The 22,294-nt window shown below is 60.3% G+C and carries 22 protein-coding genes; 16 read left to right on the forward strand and 6 right to left on the reverse strand.

The features are described 5' to 3' along the window. Positions 1-112 precede the first annotated feature (112 nt). The gene (locus HBR93_RS11305; protein ID WP_169960348.1) at positions 113-2,104 is read right to left on the reverse strand and encodes a hypothetical protein; all 1,992 of its coding nucleotides are present in this window, start codon (positions 2,102-2,104) and stop codon (positions 113-115) included. A gap of 247 nt (positions 2,105-2,351) precedes the next feature. Further along, positions 2,352-3,578: a hypothetical protein gene (locus HBR93_RS11310; RefSeq protein ID WP_233092049.1), complete on the reverse strand. Its 1,227-nt coding sequence runs from the start codon at positions 3,576-3,578 to the stop codon at positions 2,352-2,354. 257 nt (positions 3,579-3,835) lie between these two features. On the opposite strand from HBR93_RS11310, the gene HBR93_RS11315 reads away from it, so the two are divergent. From HBR93_RS11315 to HBR93_RS11335, 5 genes are all read left to right on the forward strand, one after another. Beyond that, positions 3,836-4,855: a LacI family DNA-binding transcriptional regulator gene (locus HBR93_RS11315; RefSeq protein WP_115128282.1), complete on the forward strand. Its 1,020-nt coding sequence runs from the start codon at positions 3,836-3,838 to the stop codon at positions 4,853-4,855. 64 nt (positions 4,856-4,919) lie between these two features. Then, positions 4,920-5,702, forward strand: coding sequence for a TIM barrel protein (locus HBR93_RS11320; protein WP_115128283.1), 783 nt, complete (start codon positions 4,920-4,922; stop codon positions 5,700-5,702). Then, a complete protein-coding gene (locus HBR93_RS11325; RefSeq protein ID WP_169960349.1) occupies positions 5,695-6,639 on the forward strand; it encodes a sugar kinase in 945 nt (314 codons plus the stop codon). Before HBR93_RS11320 ends, HBR93_RS11325 begins: the two co-directional genes overlap by 8 nt. 57 nt (positions 6,640-6,696) lie before the next feature. Further along, complete coding sequence (locus HBR93_RS11330) at positions 6,697-7,995, forward strand: MFS transporter (RefSeq protein WP_057959438.1); 1,299 nt, start codon at positions 6,697-6,699, stop codon at positions 7,993-7,995. Next, on the forward strand, positions 7,995-8,972 hold the full coding sequence (locus HBR93_RS11335) for a D-glycerate dehydrogenase (RefSeq protein WP_169960350.1): 978 nt from the start codon (positions 7,995-7,997) through the stop codon (positions 8,970-8,972). Before HBR93_RS11330 ends, HBR93_RS11335 begins: the two co-directional genes overlap by 1 nt. A gap of 319 nt (positions 8,973-9,291) precedes the next feature. On the opposite strand, the gene HBR93_RS11340 is transcribed toward HBR93_RS11335, so the two are convergent. After that, positions 9,292-10,917: a methyl-accepting chemotaxis protein gene (locus HBR93_RS11340; RefSeq protein WP_120733202.1), complete on the reverse strand. Its 1,626-nt coding sequence runs from the start codon at positions 10,915-10,917 to the stop codon at positions 9,292-9,294. Positions 10,918-11,152: 235 nt separating this feature from the next. Between HBR93_RS11340 and HBR93_RS11345 the strand changes: the two genes are divergently transcribed. The 3 genes from HBR93_RS11345 to HBR93_RS11355 are packed head-to-tail and all read left to right on the forward strand — an operon-like array spanning position 11,153 to position 13,610. Beyond that, complete coding sequence (locus HBR93_RS11345) at positions 11,153-12,580, forward strand: nucleobase:cation symporter-2 family protein (protein ID WP_057444103.1); 1,428 nt, start codon at positions 11,153-11,155, stop codon at positions 12,578-12,580. Between the two features lie 8 nt (positions 12,581-12,588). Next, positions 12,589-13,056: an LEA type 2 family protein gene (locus HBR93_RS11350; RefSeq protein WP_115128288.1), complete on the forward strand. Its 468-nt coding sequence runs from the start codon at positions 12,589-12,591 to the stop codon at positions 13,054-13,056. A gap of 5 nt (positions 13,057-13,061) precedes the next feature. Further along, complete coding sequence (locus tag HBR93_RS11355; RefSeq protein WP_115128289.1) at positions 13,062-13,610, forward strand: GNAT family N-acetyltransferase; 549 nt, start codon at positions 13,062-13,064, stop codon at positions 13,608-13,610. An 18-nt stretch (positions 13,611-13,628) separates the two neighbouring features. On the opposite strand, the gene HBR93_RS11360 is transcribed toward HBR93_RS11355, so the two are convergent. Further along, positions 13,629-13,880: a hypothetical protein gene (locus tag HBR93_RS11360; RefSeq protein ID WP_038441493.1), complete on the reverse strand. Its 252-nt coding sequence runs from the start codon at positions 13,878-13,880 to the stop codon at positions 13,629-13,631. A gap of 164 nt (positions 13,881-14,044) precedes the next feature. Here HBR93_RS11360 and HBR93_RS11365 point away from each other — a divergent pair, with 164 nt between their 5' ends. Beyond that, complete coding sequence (locus HBR93_RS11365; RefSeq protein WP_057436701.1) at positions 14,045-14,365, forward strand: DUF883 family protein; 321 nt, start codon at positions 14,045-14,047, stop codon at positions 14,363-14,365. A 39-nt stretch (positions 14,366-14,404) separates the two neighbouring features. On the opposite strand, the gene HBR93_RS11370 is transcribed toward HBR93_RS11365, so the two are convergent. Both HBR93_RS11370 and HBR93_RS11375 read right to left on the reverse strand, forming a co-directional pair. Then, positions 14,405-15,436 (reverse strand): Ldh family oxidoreductase, encoded by a 1,032-nt coding sequence (locus tag HBR93_RS11370; RefSeq protein WP_115128290.1) that lies wholly within the window; start codon positions 15,434-15,436, stop codon positions 14,405-14,407. Positions 15,437-15,776: 340 nt separating this feature from the next. After that, positions 15,777-16,046 (reverse strand): PepSY domain-containing protein, encoded by a 270-nt coding sequence (locus tag HBR93_RS11375; protein WP_057436705.1) that lies wholly within the window; start codon positions 16,044-16,046, stop codon positions 15,777-15,779. 151 nt (positions 16,047-16,197) lie between these two features. Between HBR93_RS11375 and HBR93_RS11380 the strand changes: the two genes are divergently transcribed. The 7 genes from HBR93_RS11380 to HBR93_RS11410 all read left to right on the forward strand — a co-directional run bounded on the left by HBR93_RS11380 (position 16,198) and on the right by HBR93_RS11410 (position 22,243). Further along, positions 16,198-17,196 carry a FecR family protein gene (locus HBR93_RS11380; protein ID WP_057959432.1) on the forward strand — a complete coding sequence of 333 codons (999 nt, stop codon included), beginning with the start codon at positions 16,198-16,200 and terminating at the stop codon, positions 17,194-17,196. Positions 17,197-17,540: 344 nt separating this feature from the next. Beyond that, on the forward strand, positions 17,541-18,002 hold the full coding sequence (locus tag HBR93_RS11385) for a hypothetical protein (RefSeq protein WP_057959431.1): 462 nt from the start codon (positions 17,541-17,543) through the stop codon (positions 18,000-18,002). Further along, positions 17,999-18,553 (forward strand): hypothetical protein, encoded by a 555-nt coding sequence (locus tag HBR93_RS11390; RefSeq protein WP_057436711.1) that lies wholly within the window; start codon positions 17,999-18,001, stop codon positions 18,551-18,553. Before HBR93_RS11385 ends, HBR93_RS11390 begins: the two co-directional genes overlap by 4 nt. Before the next feature lie 68 nt (positions 18,554-18,621). Next, entirely contained in the window at positions 18,622-19,377 is a 756-nt protein-coding gene (locus HBR93_RS11395; RefSeq protein WP_057436713.1) for a hypothetical protein, read from the forward strand. A gap of 65 nt (positions 19,378-19,442) precedes the next feature. Then, positions 19,443-20,123 carry a C39 family peptidase gene (locus HBR93_RS11400; RefSeq protein ID WP_057436715.1) on the forward strand — a complete coding sequence of 227 codons (681 nt, stop codon included), beginning with the start codon at positions 19,443-19,445 and terminating at the stop codon, positions 20,121-20,123. Positions 20,124-20,160: 37 nt separating this feature from the next. Continuing rightward, positions 20,161-20,907 (forward strand): hypothetical protein, encoded by a 747-nt coding sequence (locus HBR93_RS11405; protein ID WP_057436717.1) that lies wholly within the window; start codon positions 20,161-20,163, stop codon positions 20,905-20,907. A gap of 49 nt (positions 20,908-20,956) precedes the next feature. Continuing rightward, a complete protein-coding gene (locus tag HBR93_RS11410; protein ID WP_169960351.1) occupies positions 20,957-22,243 on the forward strand; it encodes a hypothetical protein in 1,287 nt (428 codons plus the stop codon). Positions 22,244-22,294 lie beyond the last annotated feature (51 nt).

Raw genomic sequence — 22,294 nt, forward strand, 5'->3', positions numbered from 1 at the left:
AACTGATCCGTCCACAAGCCGTAGTCCATTGCTACCAGATGCACAAAAGGGAAGCCATGCTTCCCTTTTGTGCTTTCAGCAGTTTGTAGACGTGGAGGCGTTGATTCGTAGGTTAAGCAGATATGCCATCACAGAAAGAGTCAGGGTTGGAGAATATCGTGAATACTTCGGCCAACCGCCCGCGACCGATGCCTCCACCCGCCACGTTCGTGGTGTAGGTGACCTCGCAAGGGCCGAACGGCGCTTGAGCCAGGAATGGACGGTAAATGATATCGACATAAAAACCGTTGGCCACATCGGCAGCGGTCAAGGGCGCAGTTGTAATAGGCTCTACAAAGGGGCCCGGTGGGAGCTGTGGGTACTGGTTGGTGATAGTGACCGTAACCTCCACAGTATTGCCCACTACCAGCCTGACATCGCCCGGAATGAAAAGCATGGCAGCCAGGACCGGCGGCGAGCCAGGCATCCGTTGTACCAGCGACTGACAGGTCCATTCGCCAGCTATGAGATTCTCATACCTTGCCGGCGCCAGTTCCACCGTCACGGCATCGATCACATTGACCGTGGTAAGGGGCGACGGGTTCTCATTGATAGTGCCGGGGCCAATGACAGAATAGCTGACAGGCTGCAGATTGTTCCCGTGGCGGGCAACCACCGCCCAGGGAATGATAAACCTCGCGTCCTCGCCAGGAACCGTAGTGCTTAAAGGGAAAGGCCCGACACGCTCTTTGGAGGCGCCCCAATACAAGTAAAACTGATTGCCTGGGTGAGGCAGTGCCGCAATGGTCCAGAGTCGAATCACAATAGTCACAGGTCGGTCCGCATCGCCAATGCGCAGGGTATTCAACTCCTGTGAGTCCTCGCCAAACACTTGTGCCGGGTTCAGCCCAGGGTTCATATCGCCTGGTTCCAGTGTGCCCGGCAGTACAGGCCCCTCTACCGACAAGTCGAGCCGGACGTTTTTAGCGGGTGAGAGGAAGAACACACCGTTGCGATCAGTCCGGTAACGCACGCTTACCGCCTGAGGACCTAGCGTCGCGGTATAGGCGGCCTTGATCGCATCATTCATATTACTGAAAACTACCGGGAAGCCCGTGAGTTCAGTGGTTTGCGGGCCAAAGGGCTGGCTTTCCCATTGCGTCTCGAACTTGTCCAGTCCTGTAGCGAAATTAAGATACTGTTCGATATGGAGATTAATGCCCAGCACAAAGTCCGCAATGCTGAGCAAATCATCAGTGCTACCGTCACGTGGGGACGGTGCAAGCGGTAGGAATGGCTCCAATAGTACGGGGTCGGTCAGTAACGAGACCGTGCGAAACTCATTGAACGATGGGCGACTGATATTCCCTGCCCGGTCAACCATGGTGTAGAAAAAATAATAAAGCCCACTCAAGATGATCTGGCTGGCGGGCAGGAAGAAGGTGCTGTTGTCGGGTGGTGGTAGCAGAGGCACACCTGGGCCGCTCACCAGATACTCTGGTCGTGGGTCCATTACCGGGCTGAAGTAAACGTTAGCTATGTCCCCCGCTTCGAATCGCCCAGGCTGGGGACTGAAGGTGTTGCGGGGGATAACAATCTCCACGCCGCCATGATTTATCAGGAACGCATTGTCGATAATGGTCCCCGCTGGCGCATTAGCCAGCATCGGAACGGTGGGTTGTTCACGTGACGACGCTACAGCGTAGGGCGCAATCAGATCGACGCGAAACGCGGCAGGGTTGGACTCGTCCCGCGCAGCACCTGGTGCGCCATTGGAATTGCGGTATTGCACGACTTTGATCTCATAAAAGCCATGCGGGAACTCAAACTCGGGAGACGGCGCCGGAATGTATCTATCGATGATTGCAGGCACGGGGTCCAAGTTGATCTGGAATGGCTCCAGAAAGGGTCGCCAAGTGGGCACCGGATCGGTGGTTGTGCGAATTTGAATACCCAGCCAGTCGGTCGGTACCGAGATCCGCCCGGTTCGACACTCCACGGTGATACCCGCACGAGCAACGGACGCTGGAATAAGACCCGTTGCATTATCCAGTGCCTCGGCAATCGTGGGCGCATCAATAACCAAAGGTTCGGATGTAATGGTGACGTCAGGGGTGCTGCTCATATCAGTCTCTCCTTAGTACTTAATGTAGGCATCGCACAAACACTCATGAAGTGGCCGGACGGCCATCGCCCCGCTGCTTGAGTGACTGCCAGGTGACTGAAATCGCAGCAACACTCTTCCCAGCCGTATGACATGCGGCCAAACAAACCAACTTTGGATTTACCCGTCAGAAGTTCAGTGAAACGTACGCGGTGTTCCAACACTCATGACGCAAAGCACTCGCAATCAGGGTTCTGGGCCATTGCCGTCAATCCAGCAGTAGATGGGGTTTGGCGGGGGGGGGCGAGGTATTCACTACCCGATCGAACGGCACATACCTAGAAGCAGACCGGCCAATGATCACGCCTCCCCTGGACACCGTGTAATGAGCTTCTCCTCCGGCGTTTTTTTTCAGGGGCCGAATCAAGCGCTCGACATCGAGTATCCAGAAGGCATAGCCGGACGCATCGCTGACCTCATCCCAGTAATGCGTGAGGGTTTCCACGATATTGGGGTCTGGATTGACATCCGGGTACAGCCCGTACCCCTGGAACCGCAGCGTAATCAGATCACCAGAACGGATGTCCGCGTGAGGGGCTATGAACACCTCGACACCGAACCAGATCGGAGGCTGGGTGCTGCAGGTCAAGTAGCCGTTAGGATGCAACTCCGATTGCGGGAAACGGGGCCGAGGGTAGTTGGAGGGCGGAAGGTCGGTTTGCAGCCTGACTTGCGCCACCAGTGAAAACATCGGATTGATGTTGCCGGCACGGTCTTGCAGGCGATAGAAGCAGAAGATCCAGAGCGCCCCCGGAAAACGACGGAACACCTCGCTGGGCACGTCCACGAATATGCGGCCGGTGGCGCTGGCCAACGGTGCAGAAACCAGGGTCGGCGCGCCGGTTGGCAAGATATTCATGTCTGAAAAATACATCGGCACCTGATCACCCACCTCACGCCCCAAATATCCCTGCGGGATTTCCATGGGCACCAGGGGGTTGGCGACCAGGTAGGCCTCGGTAATCGGATCAATGGGAAAAATGGCCGGTGGCAGCAACGCGCCGCCACCGGGCGCATCGCGGTCGATCCTGATCGTCACAACCTCAGAGCTATCGACGCTGGGGCTGTTCGGCGTGCCGTTATGGATGCGAAACGTCAGATCAATAATTGCACTGTTCAGCAAAAATGCCTGGGGTATCTGCATCGGGTAGGGAAAGTCGGCGGCCGTCATCGGGTTAGGCAGCAACACCGGTGGCGTGTCGACCGGGCGGGCACCGCGGACGCTCCACTCGAACACCACATATTGGTCTCTGCCCGGACCCGGTAGAAACGCCCAGGGAGTGGGAATCAAAAGCTGTAGATCAGAGAAGTAAAATTGCACCGGCACCAACCCATCAGGCAGCGCGTCGACGACGATGGGCGCGTCAATCGCCAGGCTGCCTCCTGGGCCTTGGGGGCCATTCGCGCTCGATTGGCCAGCATTGTGGGTGCTCATCCAAACCTCCCTCTACACGCCTATGCATCACCTGATCACGGCGCTTGCGGCTCTGTTGGGGCAATTGAACACCTCCTGTGGTGCTGCGGATACTGTCAGAACTAACAGGTGCGCTCCCCGCTCGTCGGTTTGAGCGGCCTGACTTCATACCGATCCCAACAAATATTTTCTTGACGAGACTGGCTGACTGGTGTTTTCTGAAACCGGTTTCAATGCCCAGCGCACTGCCACCTCACACTAATAAGAAAGGCCCCGCCGTGACTTCATTCTCCGCCGCCCAGCGCAGCCGCGTGACCATGCTTGATGTAGCCCAGCGCGCCGGCGTATCCAAGGCCAGCGTGTCGCGCTTTATCGGCGACGACCGCGCCCTGCTGTCCGACGCCATCGCCCAACGTATCGAACAGGCTATTGATGACCTGGGCTACCGCCCCAACCAGATGGCCCGTGGCCTGAAACGTGGACGCACGCGCCTGATCGGCATGCTGGTAGCGGATATCCGCAACCCCTATTCGATTGCCGTGATGCATGGCGTGGAAACCGCCTGCCGACAGCACGGCTATAGCCTGGTGGTGTGCAACACCGACCGCGATGACGAGCAGGAGCGCCAGCACCTGGCGGCGTTGCGCGCCTATAACATCGAAGGCCTGATCGTGAATACCCTGGGCCATCACCGCGACCAGTTACTCGAGCTGCAACGGGAAATGCCCCTGGTGCTGGTGGACCGTAAGGTCGAGGCGCTGCACAGCGACCTGGTGGGCCTGGATAACCCACTGGCCGTGGGCATGGCCCTGGATCACCTGGAGCAACAGGGCTATCGGGATATTTTGCTGATCAGCGAGGCCGCCGATGGCACCAGCTCGCGGATTGAGCGCATGGACAGTTTCCAGGCCCAGATCAGCCGTCGCAAAAAAATGCACGGCGCTGTACTGGAGATAGACCTCGACCTGCCCCAGCGTTTGCAGACGTTTCTGGGCGCAGGCCAAGCCGGGCCTAAAGCCTTGTTCTGTGCCAACGGCATTGCCGCGCTGGCCTGTAGCAAAGCCCTGCGCGAGTTGGGTTGCCGATTGTTCGAGGACGTTGGCTTGATCGCTCTGGATGACCTGGAGTGGTACCCACTGGTAGGCAGCGGCATCACCGCCCTGGCCCAGCCGACCGAAGCCATTGGCGCCAGCGCTTTTGAGTGCTTGCTCAAGCGGTTGCGCGGCGATACCTCGGCGACCCGTTCCCTGGATTTTTCCCCGCAACTGATCGTGCGAGGCTCAACCCAACCCGTGTAGGCATAACCGCCTGCACGGGCATTTTTTTATCTACAAATGAAACCGGTTTCAGAGATCAATAAAAATGCATAGATATCCCGTTTCCATCAGCCTTTCCAGCTACGGCGCCGACCTGGTTCGCCAGCGCGGCCAGTTGAGTTTCGTCGAGCTGCTGGCCGCTGCCGGGGCCAGGCGTATTGAATGGCGTGAAGAACTGCTGACCAGCGAACAACCCGGCGAACTGGCCCAGGCCGCCGCCGCGCAGGATCTGGAGTGTGTGTTTTCGTCGCCCCTGGAGCTGTGGGTCGCCGGGCGTGCCCAAGCCAATTCGGAGCTGGCCGCCACCCTCGACCGGGCCCAGGCGTTCGGTGCGCGCTGGTTGAAGGTTTCGCTGGGTTACTTCACCGACACCAACGACCTGCACAGCCTCAGCGCCCTGCTCAACCGCCACCCGGTGCGCTTGCTGGTGGAGAACGACCAGACCCTGCACGGCGGGCGCATCGAGCCGATGCAACGCTTCTTCGATGAAGCCGAGCGCCTGGCGGTGCCGGTGAAAATGACCTTCGATATCGGCAACTGGCACTGGCAAGACCAGTCCGCACGTACCGCCGCACGCTTGCTGGGCCGGCATGTGGATTACCTGCATTGCAAGGCCGTGGCCCGCCGCGCCGACGGCAAGTTGGTAGCCCTGCCGCCCGGCAGCGCCGACCTGCATCTATGGGAACAATTGCTGCAGCTGATGCCCCAAGGTATCAGCCGCGCGGTGGAATTCCCGCTGCAAGGCGACGACTTGGTGGCGGTCACCGCCGAGCAGGTCGCCGCCCTCGCCCACCTTGGCCAACCGCGTGTGGAGAATGCCCATGTCTGAGATCGATATCCTCTCGTTCGGCGAAACCATGGCGATGTTTGTCGCCGAGCAAACCGGCGACCTGGCCCAGGTCGGCCACTTCGAAAAGCGCATCGCCGGGGCCGACAGTAACGTGGCGATCGGGTTGTCACGCCTGGGCTTCAACGTCGCCTGGCTGAGCCGGGTCGGTCATGACTCATTGGGGCGGTTTGTGGTCGCGGCCCTGGAGCATGAAGGCCTGGATTGCCGGCATGTGGCGGTGGATCCCGCGCACCCCACCGGCTTTCAGCTCAAGTCCCGGGAAGAGAGCGGCGACGATCCCCAGGTCGAGTATTTCCGGCGTGGCTCGGCGGCCAGTCACTTGTCCAGCGCCGCAATCACTCCAGAATTGCTAACGGCGCGCCATCTGCACGCCACCGGGATTCCGCCGGCGCTGTCGGACGCCACCGCCGAACTGTCGCGCGAGTTGATGAGTCAGATGCGCGCGGCCGGCCGCAGTGTGTCCTTTGACCCGAACCTGCGCCCTTCGCTATGGCCCAGCGAGCAAAAAATGATCCGCGAAGTCAACGCCCTGGCCGGCCTGGCGCATTGGGTATTGCCGGGCCTGAGCGAAGGTCGGCTGCTGACCGGTTTCGAAGATCCCGGGGATATTGCCGCCTTCTACCTCGACCTGGGCGTGGAAGCCGTAGCCATCAAGCTCGGCGCCCACGGTGCCTACTACCGCAGCCAGTTGGACCAGGGCTTTGTCGCCGCCGTGCCGGTGGCCAAGGTGGTGGATACGGTGGGAGCCGGCGACGGCTTTGCCGTGGGCCTGATCAGCGCCCTCCTGGAAAACCTCAGCCTGGCCCAGGCGGTACAGCGCGCCAACTGGATCGGCAGCCGCGCAGTACAGAGTCGCGGCGATATGGAAGGCCTGCCCCTGCGCGCCGACCTGCCCGCCTGGCAAAAAGCCGGCTGATCCGGACCGACAACCGTTACCTGTTGCCACAACTACAACAAGCTCAGGAGCAACCCCATGAACAACCTGAAACTCGCCACCCGCCGTTGGTGGTACATCATGCCCATCGTGTTTATCACCTACAGCCTGGCGTACCTGGACCGTGCCAACTACGGCTTCGCCGCCGCCTCCGGGATGGCCGAAGACCTGATGATCACCCCGGGCATGTCCTCGCTGCTCGGTGCGCTGTTCTTCCTCGGCTACTTTTTCTTCCAGGTACCGGGGGCGATCTATGCCCAGCGGCGTAGCGTGAAGAAACTGATTTTCGTCAGCCTGATCCTCTGGGGCGGCCTGGCGACCCTCACCGGGGTGGTGTCCAACGCCTATATGTTGATCGCCATCCGCTTTATGCTCGGGGTGGTCGAGGCCGCCGTGATGCCGGCGATGCTGGTGTACCTGTGCCACTGGTTTACCCGTGCCGAACGCTCGCGGGCCAACACCTTCCTGATCCTCGGCAACCCGGTGACCATGCTGTGGATGTCGGTGGTATCCGGCTACCTGGTACAGCATTACAGCTGGCGCTGGATGTTTATCATCGAAGGCCTGCCGGCGGTGTTCTGGGCCTTTATCTGGTGGCGCCTGGCCGATGAGCGCCCAGCCGATGCCAAGTGGCTGAGCGCTGGCGAGAAACACGACCTGGAAACCGCCCTGGCCGCCGAACAGGTCGGGCTCAAGGCTGTGAAGAACTATGCCGAAGCCTTCCGTTCGCCCAAGGTGATCATCCTCGCGCTGCAATTCTTTTGCTGGAGCATCGGCGTCTACGGCTTTGTGCTGTGGCTGCCGTCGATCCTCAAGGCCGGCCTGAAAATGGACATGGTCGAAGCCGGCTGGTTGTCGGCGCTGCCCTACCTGGCGGCGGTGATCGGCATGCTGGTGGTGTCCTGGGGCTCGGACAAGCTGCAAAAGCGTAAGCGCTTTGTATGGCCACCGCTGCTGATCGCCTCCGTGGCGTTTTATGGTTCCTACTTGTTGGGGGCCGAGCATTTCTGGTGGTCCTACACCCTGCTGGTGATTGCCGGCGCCTGCATGTATGCGCCCTACGGGCCGTTTTTTGCCATCGTCCCGGAAATTCTCCCGGCCAACGTCGCCGGCGGCGCCATGGCCTTGATCAACAGCATGGGCGCCCTCGGTTCGTTTGGCGGCTCCTACCTGGTGGGCTATCTCAATAGCAGCACCGGCTCGCCCGGTGCGTCGTACCTGCTGATGAGCGGCGCGTTGCTGCTGTCGGTGGTGCTGACGATTTTCCTCAAGACCGGTGCCCGGGAGCCGTCCCCGGCAGCACCGTTGCACTCCCTGGATTTGAAGGTAAGAACCTGATGAAAAAGCATGTCGTGCTGTACAAGAAACTGTCCGCACCGTTGATGGCCCGTTTGCATGAAGCGGCCCAGGTGACCTTGATCGAATCCCTCGACCCCGCGGGCCTGGCGCAACTGCGTGAGGCACTGCCCATTGCCCACGGCCTGCTGGGGGCCAGCTTGCGCCTGGATGCGCAACTGCTGGACCTGGCGCCGCGCCTGGAAGCCGTGGCCAGTGTTTCGGTGGGCGTCGATAACTACGACATCGACTACCTGACCCAACGCGGCATTTTGCTCAGCAACACCCCGGATGTACTCACCGAAACCACGGCCGATACCGGCTTTGCACTGATCCTCGCCACCGCCCGACGCGTGGTGGAGCTGGCCAATATGGTGCGCGCCGGCAACTGGAACCAGAACATCGGCCCCCTGCACTTTGGCAGCGATGTGCACGGCAAGACCCTGGGCATCATTGGCATGGGGCGCATTGGTGAAGCCCTGGCCCAGCGTGGGCACTTTGGCTTTGGCATGCCGGTGATTTACCACAGCCATTCGCCCAAACCTTTGGTGGAGCAGCGTTTCGGCGCGCGGTACTGCAGCTTGCCGGAGTTGCTGCAACACGCTGACTTTGTTTGCCTGACGTTGCCGTTGACTGCACAGACTCAGGGGTTGATTGGCGCCAAGGAATTCGCCCAGATGGGCCCGGAGACGATTTTCATCAATATCTCCCGGGGCAAGGTAGTGGATGAGGCGGCACTGATCGAAGCCCTGCAACAGCGCACGATCCGCGCGGCGGGGCTGGATGTGTTTGAGCGTGAGCCGTTGAACCACGACTCGCCATTGCTGCGTTTGAACAACGTGGTGGCGACCCCGCATATCGGCTCGGCCACCCACGAGACCCGTGAAGCGATGGCGCGGTGTGCGGTGGATAATCTGCTGGCGGCGTTGGCGGGCGAGCGGCCGAAAAACCTGGTCAATTCCAGCGTATGGAAAGCCTGACAGCCCGACCCAACGCCCGTGTGTCGGCCACCGAAAACAGTGACCGGACCACCGCTATCGCGGGCAAGCCCGCTCCCACAGGGATGTTCGGCGGGGCAGAAGTCTGGGCCACACCATCAATCAAATGTGGGAGCCTGACAGCCCGATCCAATGTCCGTGTGTCGGCCACCGAAAACAGTGACTGGACCACCGCTATCGCGGGCAAGCCCGCTCCCACAGGGATGTTCGGCGGGGCAGAAGTCTGGGCCACACCATCAATCAAATGTGGGAGCTGGCTTGCCTGCGATAGCGGTATGCCAGCCACCCAAGTCCTCCCTGCTTAGATCACAAACCGCGCCACCATCGCATTCAAATCCACCGCCAGGCGCGACAGTTCATGACTGGCGGCGCTGGTCTGGTTGGCTCCGGCCGCCGACTGCGTCGCCAGGTCGCGGATATTCACCAGGTTGCGGTCCACTTCGCGGGACACTTGGGCCTGCTCTTCGGACGCGCTGGCAATCACCAGGTTGCGCTCGTTGATCAGGCTGATGGACTGGGTGATCTGCTCCAGTGCCACGCCTGCGGCGCGGGCCATTTCCAGGGTGCTTTGGGTGCGCTGGTTGCTCTGCTGCATGGACTGCACCGCTTCCCCCGTGCCGTTCTGGATCCCGGCCACCATTTTCTCGATCTCCTGGGTCGACTGCTGGGTACGATGGGCCAGGGCACGCACTTCGTCGGCCACCACGGCAAACCCGCGCCCGGCCTCACCAGCACGTGCGGCTTCGATGGCGGCATTGAGGGCCAGTAAGTTGGTCTGCTCGGCAATCGCGCGGATCACGTCCAGCACCTTGCCGATATCCCGGCCCTGGGTCGCCAGGCCTTCGATCAGCACCGAAGTATCCTGCACGTCCTGGGTCATGGTCTGGATCGCGCCCACGGTTTCCACCACACGATCGCGCCCTTCCCGCGCGGCCTGGTTCGACTGGGTCGACGCTTCGGAGGTGGACACCGCATTGCGCGCGACTTCTTCCACGGCCGCGGTCATTTCATTGACGGCAGTGGCGGCCTGGTCGATTTCATTGTTTTGCTGCTGCAAGCCCTTGGAGGCTTCCTCGGTCACCGCGCTCAGCTCTTCGGCCGCCGACGCCAGTTGAGTGGCTGAACCGGCAATATGCTGGATGGTCTGGCGCAGGTTGTTCTGCATGGTAGCCAGGGCACCGATCAGGCGCGCCGGCTCATCCTGGCCGTCGTCCGCAATGACCTTGCTCAGGTCGCCGCTGGAGATGGTTTCGGCGGCGGCCACCGCCTTGCGCAGCGGTGTGACGATGCTGCGGGTCAACAACCAGGCAAGCAATACGGTCATCAGCGCCGCCACCACCGACACCGCGACAATTCCGCTGATGGCATCGCTGTAGCTGCGCCCGGCGTCTTCTCCGGCCTGTTTGGCATTGGCGGCGTTGATCGCAATCAGCTTATTGAGTTGCTCGCCCATCTGATCCGTACCGTCTTTGATCCGGCTATTGATCAGGGCCCGCATCTCCTCGACTTTGTTCTGCTGGGACAGCGTCAGCATTTCAGCCTGGGCCTTGAGGTAGTTGTCCAGCGTGGCGGCAAAAGTCTTGTACAGCGCGGCTTCTTCAGCGCCGGCCGGCAGCGCGGCATAACCCGCCTGGGCCTGGCGCGCCTTGTCGACCAGCACCCCGATGCGCACCTGGGCCTCCTGCAGGGCGACCGGTTCGCGATTGACCAGGACCCGAAACGACAGAATGCGCAGGCGCAACACGTTCTCGGTCATATTGGCCAGGTAACCGACACTCGGCAGTTGGTTAGCCCCCATATCCAGCGCGGCCTGGCGAATCAGCGTCATACGGTTGACGGCAAACACCCCCAGAACAATCACAAGCAACGCAATAAACGCAAAACCGAGAAACGCCCGAGGTGCGATATTCAAATTACGGAGGGACATAGGAAAGCTCTCAAGAAGGGATGGCTGCGAGCGTCCTTGCCGCGACACGGTCACTCAGCGTCAACGCGCGGAGATAACGGTTCGGCGCCACTGTTATAAAGGTTGTGTGGGCCTATAGGAGGTATCGGCAGACTTGAGGTTTTTTTGCGGGGCTTGGAGAAATATTTTTTCACACTTTTGACAGTGGACGCTTTCTGGCATCCTGCGCGTCCATTTTCTGACCCGAGCACGTATCTTGTCTGACGCTCAAGCCCCCCGCCCCCGTTATAAATCGGACCTGATCTACGGTCTGGAAGACCGCCCGCACTTCACCGCTGCGGTATTTGCCGCCCTGCAGCACGTGCTCGCCAGCTTCGTCGGGATCATTACCCCGACCCTGATCGTCGGTGGTGTGCTGGGCCTGGAAAGCGAAGTGCCCTACCTGGTCAGCATGGCGCTGTTCGTCTCCGGCCTGGGCACGTTTGTCCAGGCGCGGCGCTTCGGCCCCGTGGGTTCGGGCTTGCTGTGCCTGCAAGGCACGAGCTTCTCGTTTATCAGCGTGATCCTCAGTGCCGGCTTCATGGTCAAGGCCCGGGGCGGCGGTACCGATGAAATTCTCTCGACGATCTTTGGCATCTGCTTTTTTGCCGCATTTATCGAAGTGGTGCTCAGCCAGTTCATCGGCAAGTTGCGCAAGCTGATCACGCCGGTGGTCACCGGCACCATCATCACCTTGATGGGGCTATCGCTGATCAAGGTCGCCGTGACCGACATGGCCGGCGGCTATGGCGCGGCAGACCTGGGCGCGGCCGGCAATATGGGGCTGGCGGCCCTGGTGTTGCTGACTATCGTGGTACTTAACCGCTTCAATAACCCGTTCCTGCGTTTGGGCTCGATTGTCATCGGCCTGACCCTGGGTTTTGTGGTGGCCTGGTGGCTGGGGCGTGTCGATCTGGCGGCGTTGCCCCAGGTGCCGCTGGTCAGCGTACCAGTGCCATTCAAGTACGGGTTCTCGTTCGACTGGGTGGCGTTTATTCCGGTGGCGGTGATCTTCCTGATTTCCCCCCTGGAAGCAGCCGGCGACCTGACCGCCAACTCGATGATTTCCCAGCAACCGGTCAAGGGCCCGCTGTATATCAAGCGCATCAAGTCCGGCCTGCTGGCCGATGGCCTGAACTCGGTAATGGCCGCCACTTTCAATAGCCTGCCGATGGTGACCTTCGCCCAGAACAACGGGGTGATCCAGTTGACCGGCGTGGCCAGCCGCTATGTGGCGTATTTCATTGCCGGGCTGCTGGTATTGCTGGGTCTGTTTCCGATGATTGGCGCGGTGCTGCAATTGATGCCCAAGCCGGTGCTGGGTGGCGCGACCCTGATCATGTTCGGCACGGTGGCGGTGGCCGGGATCAAGATCCTTGCCGAAGCCGGCCTGCATCGGCGCAATGTGCTGATCGTGGCGATTTCCCTGGGGATGGGCCTGGGCGTGGCGGCAGTACCGGAAGTGCTGCGCGAGCTGCCCAAGGCCTTGCACAACATCTTCGAGTCGCCGATTACCGTCGGTGCGTTCTGTGCGATCCTGCTGAACATTTTCCTGCCTGAAGAGTTCATAGAGCTGGAAGAAGATGAATTTGACCCGGAAGCCTCTACCCTCAAGGTCATGCAGGATCCGGAACCCACGAAATAGGAACCCTTATGCGCAGATTGATCGGCCTGACCCTGTCTCTGATATTGCTCAGCCTGAGCGCCTGCGCTTTGTTCCCCAACCGCGACCCGCTGCATATCAATGTGGTGGGAATCGAGCCGCTGCAAAGCCAGGATCTGGAAGTGCGCTTCGCGGTCAAGTTGCGGGTGCAGAACCCCAACGAAACCGCGATCGACTACAACGGCGTAGCGCTGGACCTGGAGGTCAATGGCCGGCCGCTGGCGGCTGGGGTGAGTGATCAACAGGGATCCATCCCGCGCTTTTCCGAGACCGTTCTGACCGTCCCGGTCAGCGTTTCAGCGTTTTCGGTGTTGCGTCAGACCCTGGGCCTGAGCCAGACCCAGGGTTTGAACAACCTGCCCTATGTATTGCGCGGCAAGCTGGCGGGCGGGTTGTTTGGCACGATGCGCTTTGTCGATCGTGGCACCCTGGACCTGCCCAACACCGTGACCTGGTAAATAGCATGGACACCTTGCCCACCCTGTACACCGAACGCCTGATCCTGCAACCGCTGACCCTGGACGACGCCGAGGGCATACAGCAGCAGTTCCCCCACTGGGAAGTGGTGCGCTACCTCAATGCCCTGGTGCCCTGGCCCTACCCGGCCGATGGTGCGCGCAGTTACCTGGAACAGGTGGTCTTGCCTGCCATGGCCCAGGGCCGCGAGTGGCATTGGTCGATCCGCCTGCGCGAGGCCCCCGGGCAGTTGATCGGCAATGTGAGCCTGATGGATGAGCTGGACAACAACCGGGGCTTCTGGCTCGCGCCGCAATGGCAGGGCCAGGGACTGATGAGCGAAGCCAGCGCGGCAGTGACCGCGTATTGGTTCACGGTGCTTGGGCGCCCCGTGCTGCGGGTGCCCAAGGCAGCGCCGAACCTGGGCTCACGCAGGCTTTCCGAAAAAACCGGGATGCGCTTGATCCGCACGGAAGAAGGGCAGTTCGTGGAGGGGGCGTTCCCCAAGGACATCTGGGAAATCACCCGCGAAGAATGGTTGAAACAACCCCTGTAGGCACCGATCAGCCCGTGCTTACTTGGCGGCCATCAGGCGATTGACTTCACTGCGCACCATGTTGGCAAATTCCGGCGGTGACATGCCGTCCAGCTCGGAACGCACCCATTCGGCCCATTTACCCTTGCGCTTGGCGCGCTCGCCAAACAACCGTGCGCCCTCGCCCTTGGCCTTGCCCAGGTTGCTTTGCCACAGGTCATACAGACGGGACTTTTCATCTTCAAGCGCGGCGCGCTCGGCGAGGGGCTTGTTGGCCAGATTGAAGCTCATGTGGATTTACCTGCTGCACAAATAGGTGACATCTTACACTGTAGGTCGAAAGGTCCGAATTCGGATTTTTCATCGGCCCGATGCCGGGCGAAAAAAAACTGCAACTTTTAGCCTGCTGCAAGACTCCATTGTTCACTGCCCACTTACCCGCAAGGAGCTACTCAATGGCCCGTAAAACCGCCGCCCAAGCTGTCGAAGAGCAAATCAAGGACCAGGCGTTCAGCGAACTCCAGGCCCTGATCGAAGAGTCCGACAAACTGCTCAAGAGCAGCGCGTCGCTGGTGGGAGAAGAAGGTGAAACCCTGCGCGAGCAGGTCGCGATCAAACTCAAGCAAGCCCTGGATTCGGTGTCCAACGTGCGTGAGCGCAGCAAGCCGGTGGTGGATGCCACCGAAACCTATATCGGTGGCCACCCTTGGCAGACCGTAGCCATTTCCGCCGGCTTCGGCCTGGTGGTTGGCTTGCTGCTGGGCCGTCGCAACTGATGGATGCCTGGGTCGGTGCGGGTCAGCCCGCACCGCCCTTCAGCCCCGCGCTAATTCGCGCAACCGGGCCAGTTCGCCCCCACCGAGCATAATCCCCTCCCGTTCTGCCTTGGCCCGTGTGCGATGACGCCGGTCGCCGGGCAAGCGCCGCAACCCTGCCGCATGCATCTGTCGCACCAGTTCCTGGCTGCGCTGGGCAAAGTCCTGCCCCGCAGTTTTACTGGGGTCGATCACAATCAGTAGCTGGCCGGTCCAGGGAGTCTTGGCGCCCGGGTGGTTCGACCAGTCGAATTCAAACGAGAAATTCCCCCCGGTCAGGGCCGCCGCCAGCAACTCCACCATCATCGACAACGCCGACCCCTTGTGCCCGCCAAACGGCAACAGCGCGCCGCCTTCAAGGATCGCCTTGGGGTCCTGGGTCGGCTGCCCCAGGCTGTCGACCCCGGTGCCCGGCGGCACACGCTCACCCTGACGGGCGGCAATCTGCACATCGCCATGGGCGATGGCGCTGGTGGCCAGGTCAAACACAATCGGCGGCCCATCGGCACGTGGTGCGGCGAACGCGATGGGGTTGGTGCCGAACAGCGGGCGATCGGCGCCATGTGGCACCACGCAAGTCATGCTATTGACCACGCTGAGGGCCACCAGACCTTCTTCGGCAAACGGTTCGACATCCGGCCATAACGCGGCAAAGTGATGGGAGTTACGGATCGCCAGTACCGCGATACCGGCGCTGCGGGCCTTGGCCACCAATAACGGGCGCGCGGCGGCCAGGGCCGGCTGGGCAAAACCATTGGCGGCGTCCACACGCACGAAACCCGAGGCCACATCCTCGACCACTGGCACCGCCTGGCCGTTGACCCAGCCGCTGTCCAGGGTCGAGACATAGCCCGGTATGCGAAACACCCCGTGGCTGTGCGCCCCATCCCGCTCGGCGCGGGCGCAGTTGTCGGCCAATACGCGGGCAACCTCAGGCGAGGCGCCATGCCGGCTGAAAATATCCTTGAGCAGCGTCACAAGCTCAGTGAAGCCAATTGAAGTAGTCACGGCAGTGGTGGGTGTGGCTGACATCTGAAGCTCCGGAATTGTTATTGGAGGGGGCAACAGCCTGCTGGATTTCGCTCGTTGATTAACAACGCGCGACAAGTGGGCTGTCAACCACCGACGCGGCTTCAGCGCTATTTAACAAACGCCGGGCAGTGCCGGAGAGCGTTAGCACACAATGGGAAAAAGGCCGTAAAGGCACGATGGGAAACCGTCAAGCGGGTGCTCGACGGTTCCGTCTATGTGCTGAGTTCGCCGCCTGGCAAGCGAATGTTGACTCGGCGGCGCTCATGATCAGTCGCCCGGGACGTCAGTGGGACCCGACGCCTTCAATCGAAGGGATTCGATGAACTGATCCGGTGGGGGGTCAGTCTTTCTGGTCACGCAACACATTGCCCGAAGCACCGTCGATGCGGACCTCATAGACAACACCGTCCGCCTTGCGACCTTTTACTTCCCAGTAACCGTTGTCGTCTGCTTCGGCCTGGTAGACCTCAATGTAACCGGCCTTGGTCTTGGCGGTTTCAATGGCTTTCTCGATGGTAATCCAGCCGGCTCCCGGCTTGTCGGCCAGGGCGGCGCCTGCACCGAGCAAAGTGGCAGTGGCAAGCATGGCAGTGAGGGTTTTCTTCAGCATTTTCTTACTCCGTTATAGAGAATGACTTACAGATCCAGATTTTTAGGGTGTTTGCAGGACGATTTAGTTCCACATTGATGCTCATTCGCCATGATGGCTGTTCTCGGCACCCTGCCCGGAAGGTTAGAATGTAGGAAATCAGGAAGCACCAATGACCCAGCAGCCCCTTTCAGAAGCCGAATATGACGCCGTCACCGATGCTGCCGCGCATTGGTGTATGCGCCTGCATGCTTTTGATTGCACGGCGGCCGAACGCCAGGCGTTCGAAGAGTGGCACGACGCGCATCCCCTGCATGCTTTCGAATATGCGGCCATGCTGGAAATCTGGGATGTGGCCGACCATTTGCCACGCAGCAACGTGCCCTCCCCGCCCCCGGTGCAGGTCCCGCCACCCAGCCGCTGGCGCACCTATGCAGTGGCTGCCGCCATCTCGTTGATGGCCCTGCCCCTGGCCGCTTTCACGGGCTGGGAAGCGGGTTGGCTGCCCAGTTCCTATGAGCATTACCTCGCCGAAGGCGGCTTGCGCCAGGTGACCCTGGCCGATGGCAGCGAAGTGGAACTGAACCTGGGTACCGAGCTGGTCTACAGCAACTATAAAGATGAGCGCCGGGCCACCCTGAAAAAAGGTGAAGCGTTCTTTAAGGTCAGCCATGACCGCGAACACCCGTTTGTGGTGCGCGCCGGTACCGGGCAGATCCGAGTGACAGGTACCCAGTTCAACGTCTGGAAATACGACGACCAGGTGCGGGTCATGTTGCTGGAGGGTTCGGTGAAGATCAGCAGCGATGCCAGCCACAGCGGCGTGAGCCTCACTCCCGGAATGCAGGCCAGTTACCACGGGGGCGATGCGCAACCACAGCTACAGGCATTCAACCCCCATGATCCGGCGCTGGCCTGGCGCACCGGCAAGTTGATCCTCGACAACCTGGCACTGGTGGATGCCCTGCCCCTGATCAACCGTTACCTGAGCAAACCGGTGATGCTGGCCGATACCGGTACCGGCAATATCCGTATTGGCGGGATCTACGATATCCATGAAGTCACCCACCTGGTGTCGTCCTTGCCCAAGGTACTGCCGGTCTACCTGACCCAGAACCAGGATGGCAACACCGTCCTCAACTCGATACCGCGCAAAGTCCCCAAGACCTGACCTTCGCCAAGGCAGCACGGCGTGCATTGCCGGGCAACTGTGCGCGCCGCACTGTCCACTTTTGAAACACCCATCACCGCGCAACGCCCCTCTGGCTGTGGATTCATCGGTTCGTCATCAATAGTGTTGCATTGCTGAAACACCCTCTTCCCCCCAGTCTGCCTATGCCAGGTGCCGGTCATTCCCCCACGTCCCGTCTCAAGCCTGATACACCTCGCCCTACGCCCGCCCCGCCAGAAGCCCCAAGCCATTGAAAAACAAGTCAATATAAAAAGCGGCACAGCTCCTGCTCTATTCCTTACAGCGCTGTTTAGGGTCAGCGTCACAGAACAAGGAATGATGCCGTGGCAACTCTCAATCAAGGCTCACTGAGCCTCCTGCTGATCAGCTGTGTACTCAGCGCCAGTGTGAGCGTACCCGCCCTCGCCGAAAACGGCGTCATCGTTACCGGGCGCAACGTCCAAGGCCATATGGCCGGGCGTTCTTCCTTCGGACCGGATCCTTATCCCACTACGGCCAATGCCAATCCTGGCGCGCAGATTCTACGCTCGACGACTAACGGCGAACTCAGCGACAACGACTTCGCAGGGGTCAGCAGTGGTTCCAGCATCACTCGATCCATCCTGCCCAATGGCACCCTCCCTGGCTTGAGCACCACCCATGGCAGCAGCGCCTCCGGGCTGGGTGCCGGCGCGGCTGCGGGCCATAGCGGTGGCAGCAGCCTCGGCGGACAGATCAGCGGGACGATTGAGCGTGGCATGGCCCCGCTGAACAACATCGGCAGCCTGATGGGAGGCCAGCAATGAAGCGCTCGTGGCTGATGCTCGCCGTGCTGGGTAGCTGCGCCGCGATGGCAGACAGCAATAACAACGCGCTTATCGACAGCTCCGGCCAGCAGTACAGCGGCGTTGCTTCAATCAACCAGGCCGCCGGCAACCAGCAACAACAGATCAATAGCCGTGCGATTACGGTCGGTGGCCAATCCACTGACGTACTGGTGCAGCGGCTCGATGGCCAGGTCGACCCGTCCCTGAATGCCAGCGCGGCGATCCAGGGTTCATCTTTCAGCAATGGCAACGGTGTACTGGGCGTCAACCAGTCGGCCGGGGCCAACAACCAGACAATCAATGCGGTGCGGATCAGCATCAACCCAGGCCCGCAAAGCATTGATGACAGCGTCCTGTCGCAACAGAACATGACGCTGCTACCAGACTCCCGATCCTCCTCTACCACTGGCAGCCGCCAGGTCGTTACCAGCGACCAGGCCTTCACCGGCAGCCGTGGAGTGGTACAGGTGAATCAGAGTGCAGGGGTGGGGAACCGCATGGCTAACACCCTCGGTATCACTATCAAGTAACTGCTTGATAGGTGTTTGTTAGGCCGTACCAACACTTAACCAACTAATTAGAAGCAAGGAGATACACCATGAAACCTACAATGGCTCTCAAACCACTGGTTTTTGCTCTGGCTGCGCTCATGGCTGTTGCTGCACAAGCTAGTGAAGATAAGTGGAAGCCAACCCCTGCCCCTAGCGGCACCGTGGCAGCCGTCGTGACCGACACTCAACTGAGCAAAGACAACAAGTTCGACGACACCAAAACCAACAACGACGCCTCGGCCAACCGCTCGCTGAACAGCAGCGACGGTAACCTGGGCGCCAACGTTGCCGCAGGCAGTGGTAACCAACAAGACAACAGCGCTGCCATCACCAGCAGTGCTGCCAAGGACGCCCTGGCGGTTTTCGCGATCGTAGACGTCGAGCAAACATCCAAAGACAACAAGTTCACCAACAAAGGCACGCAAAACGATGCTTCGCTGAACAACTCGGCGAACAACAGCTCGGGTAACGTGGGTGTCAACGTCACCGCAGGCCAAGGCAACCAGCAGAAAAACAACCTGGCAATCGTAACCTCCGATGGCAAAAACATTGGCGCTGCGGCCGTCACCAGCCAGGAATCGTTGAACAACACCTTCCTCAACACTGCTTCGGCTGGCAAAGGCTACGGCAACTGGGGCAAGACCTACGTCAACAACGATGCCTCCATCAACCACTCGGGCAACAATGCTTCCGGCAACATCGGAATCAACGTGTCCGCGGGTTCTGGCAACCAGCAATCCAACTCCCTGTCCCTGGGCAGCGGTTGCACCCAGTGCGCAGCTGGCAGCGGCGTACGCTTCTGACCTGACGCAGAGGGCCTTGGCAACAAGGCCCTTTTTTATTCCCGTGCCCACCCGGTCATTCGATCATGCGCCTCGCGACCCTGTGCCTGCTGTTAACCCTCACCGGCCCTTCCTGGGCTGGGCAAATGGCGATTTCCGCCATGCCCGGCGGTGCGGTGATTTTCAAGAAGGTCGAGAGCATCCGCGAGCGACGGTTCGCCAACCTGGTGGAACAGAAAACCGATTTCAGCTGCGGTGCCGCAGCACTCGCCACCATCCTGCGCCAGGGCTACTGGCTGGATGTTGATGAAGAACACGTCATCAAGGGCATGCTGGTCAACGCCGACCAGGACCTGGTACGCACCCAGGGCTTTTCCATGCTGGACATGAAGCGCTACCTCGAAAGCATTGGCATGCGGGCCAGGGGCTACAAGATCGGGGCGGACACCCTGACAACGGTGAAGATTCCGGTGGTGGTGCTCCTGGATATCCGTGGCTACAAGCACTTTGTGGTGATGCAGCGGGCAGAGAAAGACTGGATCTATATCGGCGACCCGGTACTGGGCAACAAACGCTACTCGCGGGACGACTTCCTCGCCGGATGGAACGGCATCGTGTTTGCGGTGCTGGGTGAAGGCTACGACAAGGCCAACGCCCTGCTCGATCCGCCGATACCGTTGACCGCCAAGGGCAAAATGAACGAGTTCCGGCCCGTGGGCGACGCCGAGCTGATGGACTTCGGTTTCATCCAGAGCGACTTCTTCTAGAAGCGCCATAAGGAGCAGGAAGCTCCAGGAGCAGATGATGAACACTTACCGTTGGCTGACGGTCCTGTGCCTGGCAGCCTCAATGCCCGCTTATGCAGCCTCGGCGTTCAAGCCGATTGAAATAAATGATGCTGAACTGGCCCAACTGCGCGGCCGCTTCGTCATGCCGGGGCGGATTGTCAGCTTCGGTATTGTGATGAGCACCACCTGGACCAACGCCGCAGGCGATACCAGCACCGTCAAGGCCAACATGCAGATCGACTCCTCCACCATCACGCCGCAGTTCTATGTGCAGACTACCGGCGAGACCGGCAAAGGCAGCGACCGCCCCACGGGGACCGGTACGGTCATCGGCGGCTCCGGGCTGGGTACCGGCGCCGGCGTGACACAAACCGTACGCGCCGCGGGCGATGGCAATACGGCCTATAACAACGTCGGGATCAATGTCAGTGAGAACGGCCTGGCGCCCGCCAATCTGGTGCAGTCGGGCCAGGTCCTGGTCGCTGGCGGTTCGATCTCTGGTAATAGCGCCGCTGGCAAGGTGAGTGTTTCTGCCAATAACGGCGGCCTGCAGATGGCGATCCAGGCCAACCATAATCAGGGCAGCGCCGTGCAGCAGATCGGCGGCGGCAATGTGCTGCAAGGCACGATTCTGCAAGGCAATAGCAACTTCGTTAATAACATGACCCAACTGAATGTCGTGCTCGGTAGCAACGGACTAAACAACGTGGCACTGAACTGCAACCTGGACCAACTCAAGGGTCTACGCACTCTCGGTTATTGAACTACGCTGACCCTCGACACTTACGCATTAGAAAAGGACGGCTTATTTCATGCATCGAACGTTATCGCTACGCGCCGTTGTTTGTTTAAGTACGCTCTTGCCCGCGAGCTTGTTGTACGCAGCGCCAGACGCCGATATAGAAACCCTCAAACAGGAACTGCTGGAACTCAAGCAACGCTACGAAGTACAGCAAAAAGCCCTGGCGGTCCTGGAGCAACGGGTGCGCCAGGTCGAAGACCAGCCCGCAGTACCCGCGCCCAAGCGCCTGGCCAAGTCACCTGCAGATTTCAAGCAAAGCGGCAGTACGGTGGCCGCCAGTGGCACCGGCGGTGCAACCGGCAGTTCCTATGGGCAGGCACTCAAGGATGATTCGGCGCCGGCACAGAGTGTCAGCAACCTCTATAACGAGGCCAGCGGGTTCTTTGGCAATGGCAAGTTCAGCTTTGAGACGGGCATTACCTACGCTCGCTACGATGCCCGGCAATTGACCCTCAATGGCTTCCTGGCACTGGACTCGATCTTCCTCGGCAATATCAACCTGGATCGCATCAAGGCGGATAACTGGACCCTGGACATGACGGGCCGCTACAACGTCGATAACCGTTGGCAGTTCGACGTCAACGTCCCCGTGGTGTACCGCGAATCGACCTATCAGTCCGGGGGCGCCAATGGTGGCGCGGGGACGGCGACTTCAGAGGAGTCGGTCAGTCGCGACCCGACCATCGGCGACGTCAACTTCGGGGTTGCCTACAAGTTCCTCGATGAATCCCCCACCCTGCCGGACGCCGTACTCTCGGTACGGGTCAAGGCGCCGACCGGCAAGGAGCCGTTCGGTATCAAGCTGGTACGCTCGCCGTCCAACACCAACCTCTATGTGCCGGAGAACCTGCCAACCGGCAATGGCGTATGGTCGGTGACCCCGGGGATTTCCCTGGTCAAAACCTTCGATCCAGCCGTGCTGTTCGGCTCGCTCTCCTACACCCACAACTTCGAAGATTCGTTTGACGACATCAGCTCCACGGTCAACGAAAAAGTCGGCGGCAAGGTACGCCTGGGCGACAGCTTCCAGTTCGGTGTCGGCGTGGCATTTGCCTTGAACGAGCGTATGAGTATGTCGTTCTCGGTGTCTGACCTGATCCAGCGCAAGAGTAAGCTCAAACCCGACGGTGGCGATTGGCAGTCGGTTGTGTCCAGTGACGCCAACGCGGGCTACTTCAACGTCGGCATGACCATTGCCGCCAGCGAAAACCTGACCATCGTGCCCAACCTGGCCATCGGCATGACAGATGACGCACCGGACTTCACCTTCAGCCTGAAATTCCCGTACTACTTCTAAACGCGCCTACAGGGAATGGTGAGTTTGAGATAAGGAAAAGCCCCGCCGCGA

Origin of the sequence: Pseudomonas sp. WS 5411 (assembly GCF_012985595.1) — a bacterium.
GTDB lineage: Bacteria > Pseudomonadota > Gammaproteobacteria > Pseudomonadales > Pseudomonadaceae > Aquipseudomonas > Aquipseudomonas shahriarae.